We start from the raw sequence: 7,593 nt of genomic DNA, 5'->3' as shown, positions 1-7,593 counted from the left end.
TAGTCAAGCTCGTCCGGGTCTGAAAGCCGGTAGAGGTCCAGGTGGCACAGGCGCATTTTACCTGCCGGATATTCGTTCATGATGGTAAAGGTGGGACTGGTGATGTAGTACCCGTCGGCCACATCCAGCCCCCTGGCAAGGCCCTGGACAAAACAGGTTTTGCCGCAGCCAAGATTTCCTGTCAGGGCTATGGCGCAACTTAAGTGCTGTTTGCGGATATATAAGCCCAGGCGCATAGCCGCTTCCTGGGTCTGTTCCGGGCTTTTGGATAGAAGCTCTTTCATGACAAAAGGGTAGTTAAGGCCTGGGGAATGCCCGCCACCATATCGGATGCCGAAAACCCAAAGGCGTGGTCTTCGGCCAGCAGATCCCCACACAGTCCGTGAACATAAACGCCTGCAAGGGCAGCCGATTCAGGGGATAAATCCTGGGCCAGGAATGCGGCGATTATGCCGGTAAGCACATCGCCCATGCCGCCGCAGGCCATGCCGGGATTTCCCGTGGGACAGATAAATACGGCCCCGTCCGGGTAGGCCACAAGGGTCTGGGCGCCTTTGAGCACCAGGATAACCTTGTATTTTTCTGCAAAGTTTCGGGCGGTTTCCATTCGGTTCTGCTGAATATCCGCAGTGGTTTTTCCGGTTAGACGGGCCATTTCACCCGGATGGGGGGTCAGGATAACCGGGGCCTTGACCGTGGTCAGAATGTCAGGATTTTTTGCAATGCAGTTCAGGCCGTCGGCGTCAATGACCATGGGTACGGATGCAATGGCCAGAATGCTTTTGATCAGTTCCTGGGTGCCGGAATCCGTGCCCATGCCGGGTCCTAAGGCCAAAGCGGCCTTGTCTGCCAAAAGTGTAATAATGTCATCCAAGGCTGCGGCATCCAGGCCGCCGGAAGAGGTTTGGGCAAGCGCGGTTGTCATGGGTTCGACGACCATAGGTTCCATGACGGGCATAAGCTTTTCTGGAACGCCCAAGGTCACCAGGCCTGCACCGCTCCTCATGGCCGCGTTGGCGCATAATGCCGCGGCCCCGGTTTTACCCGGCGAGCCGGCCAGTACCAGCAGGTGGCCGAAACTGCCCTTGTGGGCATTGAACGCCCTGGCCGGTATCAGGCCTGCAATGTCGTGGGGTTCCGGCAGGAAAATATGGGGAGATTGTGCTTTTGCAATGTGGCCGGGAATGCCGATGTCAACGACCTCCAGGTCACCGGTGTGAAAATTGCCCGGGTGCAGAATGTGCCCTGCCTTGGCAAAGGCAAAGGTGGCTGTGGCATCTGCCTGGATGGCCACCCCGCAGACTGCGCCTGTATCGGCATTGATTCCCGAGGGGATGTCCACGCTGAACACCGCTTTGCCCGAATTATTGATCAGTTCAATAACATCACGGTAAATGCCCCGGACATCGGAATTGAGCCCTGTGCCGAAAATGGCGTCCACAAACAGGTCATGGTCCAGCAGAATTTCGGTTACCGCTTCCAGGGCGTCTTTGTCGGGAATTTCAATGAATTGTGACAGGGCGTGTTCGGCCAGAAGCTCCAGTACCAGGTCCATATTTGCCCCGGCATCGCCCTGGACCCGGTCCCGGGTGGATAAAAGAAAGAAACTGACGCTCACCCCCATCTCCATGAGGTAACGTCCGATCACAAACCCGTCGCCGCCGTTGTTGCCCCGGCCCGCCACCACTGCCACCCTGGCACCTTCAAGGTCGAAGTGGTCGGAGAGCATCTCTATGGCACCCCGGCCTGCGTTTTCCATGAGTACCCGGCCAGGAATGCCAAAGGATTCAATGGTGTTTTTATCCATCTGCTGCATCTGTCTGGTGGTGACAATAATCATGATTTGCCTTCCTTTTTCAGGCCATTACCTCTTTATATCTGAAGCAGGAGACCAGGTGATCATTCACCATGCCCGTGGCCTGCATGTGGGCATAGATGATGGTGGACCCGGTAAATTTAAACCCTCGCTTACATAAGTCTTTTGAAAATGCGTCGGACTGGCTGGATGTGGCCGGAACCTGCTCCTGGCTGGTATAGCGGTTGATGATGGGCGATCCGTCCACAAACCCCCAGGCATAGGTGTCAAAGGTGCCGAATTCTTCCTGGATCTTTAAGAACGCCCGGGCATTGGTGACTGCAGACCGGACCTTGAGCTTGTTTCGGATGATGCCTGGGTCTTTAAGCCGTTTCTGAATATCGGCTTCGGTGAACCGGGCTATCTTTTCAGGGTTAAACTCACAGAATGCATTGCAATATCCCTGGCGACGTTTGAGGATCGTCAGCCAGGACAACCCTGCCTGGGCCCCTTCCAGGATGAGAAATTCAAAAATTTTTCGGTCATCGTGAACCGGCACCCCCCATTCCGTGTCATGGTAACGGATATATAAAGGGTCACTGGTCACCCAGCCGCAACGTTTAATATCGTTCATGACAGATCTATACAATAACTTTTGTCAATCCGCCATCATTCTTATTGGTCTGTGGTCTTGCGGATTTCCCATGCCCCGTCAGCCTGTATGAATAAAATTTTGTCGTGATAGGCTTTCAACGTGGGGCGGTGGCCCACGCTGATGTAGGTGATATTAAGCCGTGACAAGGTATTGTACAAAGCCTTTTCATTGTCCACATCCAAGGCGGAGGTGGCTTCATCCAGTATGGCAAACTCAGGTTTTGCGATCAAAAGTCTTGCAAAGGCCAGCCGTTGCTGTTCGCCCTGGGACAGCATCTCCTCCCAGTTATTTTCCGCATCTATAAAAGAGTCGTCCCCGGCGGCATGCTGCATTTTTTGGTACAGGTCCGTGAGGTTGACCCTCTCCATGACCGCCTTGATCTGATTGTCGTCCAGACGCCCCCCGCTGGGGTACTGGAGTTGTTCCCGCAGGCTGCCCAGCACCATATACGGTTTCTGGGGCAGGAACATGACCCTGTCCGCCGGCGGGTGTTCAATGATGCCGGAGCCCGAGGCCCAGAGCCCTGCGATGCCTCGAAGCAGAGAACTTTTACCGACACCGGAATGGCCCATGATCAGGATGCTTTGTCCCGTGTCAAGATCAAGGCTCAGGTTCCGGATCAGGGTTCTTTTGTAATCAGGGGTTTGCAGGGTGAGGTCTTGCAGGTTAATGCTCTCTTTGGCAACACGCTGAATCCGGGTCCGGTTCCCGCCGTTTTCTGCCGTTTTTGATCCGGATGCCGTAAAAAGCCGTTCCTTGAAGGTGGCTACACGATTAATGCCGGCGGCAAAGGCGCTGATGCTGTCAAAATATTGGACAATAATGGAAAAGGCACCCAACACCTGGCCAAAGGCGAATGAGGCCTGGGAGATTTCGCCGAACTCCACCTTGCCTGCAAAATACATGGGTGCCACAATCATGGCAGGCAGGATAATGACCAGGTAATTGTAGCCGGTGGTGAAAAACTCAAGGTTTCGCTGCCAGCCGATGAGAAAATTAAAATTTTTCAACACCGATTCGAACCGCTTGAGGATCTGCGCCTTTTCCACTTTCTCGCCCTTGTAAAAGGCAATGGATTCGGCATTGTCTCTAATGTGAATCAAACCGTACCTGAAATCGGCTTCCTTGCGCAGCTGGTTGTAGTTGAGCCCCACCAGGCGCTTGCCGATAAATATGGTGATCAGGGTGCCGCAGATGGCATAGGCGAAAAGGATGCCGGACAACAGCCTGGAAATGGACCACAAAATACCGGTAAAGGCCACAAGGTCAATAACGGCGCCCAGAATAATAAGAAGAAAACTTAAACTGGTGACCGTGAACTCTTTTAAATCTTCGGCCAGCCGCTGGTCCGGGTTGTCAATTTCCTTGCTGGTGGTCAGGGCATAGTAGGCCCTGTTTTTAAGATAATTGTCAATGAAACTGGTGGTGATCCACTCCCGCCAGAACAGCCCCAGTTTTTTTCTGATGTATGAGTAAATAACCACAATGGGGGTGCCTATCACAAACACCGAGGCATACACATAGAGAAACCGCCAGAATGTAGGCTGGTCCTTTTGGGCAAGGGCGGTCTGAAAAAAACGGCCCACATAGCTTAAAACCACATTAAGCCCTGACACCGTGAATGAGAGCAAAAGAAGAATCCCAAGGATGCCCCAGGGCAAAAAGAACCCTTTGAGTTTTTTTGAATAAAGGGAAAAGACCAGGGCCGGAATCAGGAATCCGGCGGCCAGAATCCAGATCAGCCGGGAGTGGGTGATGCCCTGAATCCAGTCCATCAGGCCCGGAGCGGTTTGGGTGACAAACTCCGGCGCGAAGGCGTGGGTGGCGGTTGTGGTGACGGCAATGAACAAAAAAAGCACAGACGCCACAAAGGCCATCAAAAGGCACAGCATCACAATAAAACGCGTTTTGCTTTTAAGGCTTTGGGGCAGCCAGAATTCCTGGGCAATGTCCAGGTATTCCTTCCATAGGTTGAGATCCAGTCTCGAAAAACCGGAGATGTCACTGGGCGTCATTCATTTATCCTGTCTAAGGTGTTGCTATGTGGCGCTTTAGTCATTGGGCTATTATAGATGGCAAATGATAAAAACGGAAGATACGGATAAATTAATTCGGCCATTACCCCATTGCAATTGTGCGACCCATGGTTTTTGTTTTACTGCTCCTGAAAGGCGTGTTAAAACATAACATATTGATAATAAAGAATATAAAAAAAATGGTACGGCTTTTGCTAATATTTACTGGTGTAGCAATCTTTCAACCCTTTACGCTTAAGGAGTATTTATGAAAGTCGCAATCAGTGCATACGGCCGGGATCTGGATGCTGAGATCAATCCCAGGTTTGGCAGGTGTGAGTTTCTTTTGATCGTTGATACGGACACCATGGCTTGTGAAAGCTTTGCCAATGAAAGCATGAACCTGACCGGGGGTGCAGGTATCCAGACGGCCTCCTTTGTTATCTCCAAAGGTGTCCAGGCGGTTTTAACGGGCAGTTGTGGTCCCAATGCCATGGAGGTTTTTAATTCCGCCGGAGTCGCTGTGTATCCGGGGCAGTCAGGTACCGCGTCCCAGGCCGTAATCCGGCTGAAAAACAATGAATTGACAAGTGTGACCCAGGCCACAGCGGAAGAGAAGTCAGGTGTGAACCCGGCAGCTCCCCCCCAAAGACCCACGGCAGATCCAAATTCCGGAACTCCCGGTATGGGTTCAGGCCGAGGTATGGGAGGAGGTCGAGGCATGGGTGGTGGCGGTGGTCGAGGCATGGGCGGTGGTGGCGGCCGGGGTATGGGCGGCGGTGGCGGTAGAGGTATGGGCGGCGGCGGTGGCATGGGTGGCGGTGGCGGCGGCATGGGCCGGCGTTAGGTCAATTTTTTATTTAGTGCTTGAACCAAAACCCTGTGTTTGGATGAAAAGTTGCCCAGATGCAAGGCGCAGAAAAATTTGCAACGCCTCAGATGGCCGGCTTTGTGAGCATGCGCTCCTCTAACGAGCCGTTCAAACACCATTAAGCATAACAGGAGGTGTGTATGACAAAAGTGGGACTCATCCGGTGCGAAAAAAATGAAACCAGATGTCCTTTGACCAATTGTTTTAAAGCAATGCTTGAAACCACCGAGGGATTTGCCGGTTATGATGCCTGTACCCCGGTTGGTGTCTTTACCTGCCGGTGCCCCGGGGACAATGTGGCGGATATGGCAAAAATACTTAAGTCAAAAGGGGCTCAGGCTATCCATTTGTGCACCTGTACATTTGCGTCCAAAACCGAAGAGGGATGGGATAAGACCAAAGGCGGGTTCTGTCCGAACATTGAAAAAATCGCGGCCGATATATCCCGGGCCTCTGGCCTGCCCTGCCTCTTGGGGACGGCCCACCTGCCCAAGGATTATTCCCCGGTCACCTTTGAGTAAAAAAAGAAACGTATCTATTCATTGAGTATTTTACCAGGAAGAACATCAAGTTCAGGAAGATATTAGAGTACTGAACTTCGTGTTCTTCTTGTTCTTTGTGGTTTTAATCTGCAACCATCTTAATTTTATGACATTGATCATGAAGATGCAAAATTGAATTTTTGACTTTTGGTTTTAAGATGCATATATTAAAAGGCTAATTTGTGCAAAGGAGATTTAATTGCAGATGAATATAAGGGTGGGCACAGGAACCGATGTCCATGAACTGGTGGCCGGGCCCAGGCTGGTTATCGGCGGGGTCGAGATCGATCATCCCATGGGGTTGAAAGGACATTCAGACGCGGATGTGCTGCTCCATGCCGTTTGTGATGCCCTTTTAGGGGCAGCGGGCCTGGGTGACATCGGGGAACACTTTCCGGATACGGATCCGGCATATAAAGGGATGGACTCCACCCGGTTTCTGCATATATGCAAAGGGAAAATTCAGGATAAAGGATTTATGGTCGCTAATCTGGACTGCACCATCTTTGCCCAGGCTCCGAAGATGAGTCCCCATAAAAAGGCCATGGCCGCCTGTATTGCCACGGTCCTGGAATTGTCACCGGACTGTGTAAACATCAAGGCCACCACCACCGAGCATTTGGGATTTATCGGCAGAAAACAGGGCATTGCAGCCCAGGCCAGTGTGCTGCTGTATAAAAATAAAAGTTAAGAGACGGGATAAAAAGCAATGAGTTTACGGATTTATAATACCCTGAGCGGGAAAAAAGAAGAATTTGTTCCAATTAGAGCCAATAAAGCCGGCATGTACGTGTGCGGTCCCACGGTATATGATACCAGCCATATCGGTCATGCCCGGTCCGTGGTGGTGTTTGACATGGTGTACCGCTGGCTGATGCAGCTCGGGTATGAGGTGACCTATGTGCGCAATTTCACGGATGTGGATGATAAAATTATCAAAAAATCCAATGAGACGGGCGACTCCTGCACGGCTATCACCACAAAATATATTGACGAATTTCACAATGAAATGGACGCGCTCAATGTCCTCCGGCCCACCATCGCGCCTAAAGCCACCGAGCACATTGATCATATTATCCGGTTTGTCGAGCGTCTGATTGATCTGGGCAAGGCCTATCATGTGGAAGGCGGGGATGTCTATTTTTCCATTTCATCTTTCAGTGAATATGGAAAACTGTCCCACCGCAACCCCGATGATATGCAGGCGGGTGCCCGAATCGCCGTGGACGAAAAAAAGAGAAGTCCGCTGGACTTCACTTTGTGGAAACCAGCCAAACCCGGTGAGCCATACTGGGAGAGCCCCTGGGGAAAAGGGCGGCCCGGCTGGCACATTGAATGTTCGGCCATGAGTCACGAATACCTTGGCGAAAGCTTTGATATCCATGGCGGGGGCAAGGATTTAATTTTTCCCCACCATGAAAACGAGATTGCCCAGAGCGAGGGGTCTTTTGGTGTGCCCTTTGTCAAATACTGGATACACAACGGATTTGTGGACATTAACAATGAGAAGATGTCCAAGTCCCTGGGTAACTTCACCATGATCAAGGAGGTGCTGGCCGACTACAGCCCGGAAGTGATCCGCATGTTTCTTTTGTCCAAGCATTACCGTTCTCCCATCGATTACAGCGAAAACAGCATGCGTGAGGTGTCCGTGGCGCTTGATCGTATTTATGGGTTCCTGGAACGTCTGGACAAGGCAGGCATTAGCGCGGATG

Annotated in this window: 8 protein-coding genes; 4 read left to right on the top strand and 4 right to left on the bottom strand. The window is 51.7% G+C overall.

Annotation, left to right across the window (positions count from 1 at the left end; translation table 11 throughout):
- The 4 genes from tsaE to B3D59_RS00260 form a co-directional block, all read right to left on the bottom strand.
- A partial coding sequence (gene tsaE / locus B3D59_RS00275) for a tRNA (adenosine(37)-N6)-threonylcarbamoyltransferase complex ATPase subunit type 1 TsaE (RefSeq protein WP_286817088.1) occupies positions 1 to 284 on the bottom strand: 284 nt, incomplete at its 3' end.
- Positions 281 to 1,840, bottom strand: a complete 1,560-nt coding sequence (locus tag B3D59_RS00270) for an NAD(P)H-hydrate dehydratase (protein WP_286817087.1) — start codon at positions 1,838 to 1,840, stop codon at positions 281 to 283. The genes tsaE and B3D59_RS00270, both read right to left, overlap by 4 nt.
- Before the next feature lie 16 nt (positions 1,841 to 1,856).
- Positions 1,857 to 2,429: a DNA-3-methyladenine glycosylase I gene (locus tag B3D59_RS00265; RefSeq protein WP_286817086.1), complete on the bottom strand. Its 573-nt coding sequence runs from the start codon at positions 2,427 to 2,429 to the stop codon at positions 1,857 to 1,859.
- A gap of 41 nt (positions 2,430 to 2,470) precedes the next feature.
- Positions 2,471 to 4,465, bottom strand: a complete 1,995-nt coding sequence (locus B3D59_RS00260; protein ID WP_286817085.1) for an ABC transporter ATP-binding protein/permease — start codon at positions 4,463 to 4,465, stop codon at positions 2,471 to 2,473.
- A 268-nt stretch (positions 4,466 to 4,733) separates the two neighbouring features.
- Here B3D59_RS00260 and B3D59_RS00255 point away from each other — a divergent pair, with 268 nt between their 5' ends.
- From B3D59_RS00255 to cysS, 4 genes are all read left to right on the top strand, one after another.
- Entirely contained in the window at positions 4,734 to 5,312 is a 579-nt protein-coding gene (locus tag B3D59_RS00255) for a NifB/NifX family molybdenum-iron cluster-binding protein (RefSeq protein ID WP_286817084.1), read from the top strand.
- Between the two features lie 164 nt (positions 5,313 to 5,476).
- Complete coding sequence (locus tag B3D59_RS00250) at positions 5,477 to 5,857, top strand: CGGC domain-containing protein (protein ID WP_286817083.1); 381 nt, start codon at positions 5,477 to 5,479, stop codon at positions 5,855 to 5,857.
- A gap of 226 nt (positions 5,858 to 6,083) precedes the next feature.
- A complete protein-coding gene (gene ispF / locus B3D59_RS00245) occupies positions 6,084 to 6,569 on the top strand; it encodes a 2-C-methyl-D-erythritol 2,4-cyclodiphosphate synthase (RefSeq protein WP_286817082.1) in 486 nt (161 codons plus the stop codon).
- Between the two features lie 18 nt (positions 6,570 to 6,587).
- Positions 6,588 to 7,593: cysteine--tRNA ligase (gene cysS, locus B3D59_RS00240; RefSeq protein ID WP_286817081.1), on the top strand; the 1,006-nt coding region annotated here is incomplete at its 3' end.

This window comes from Desulfobacter sp. UBA2225, assembly GCF_002348205.1.
Taxonomy (GTDB): domain Bacteria; phylum Desulfobacterota; class Desulfobacteria; order Desulfobacterales; family Desulfobacteraceae; genus Desulfobacter; species Desulfobacter postgatei.
Note: the sequence above shows the minus strand (reverse complement) of the source record. Positions and strands in the feature narration are given on the sequence as shown.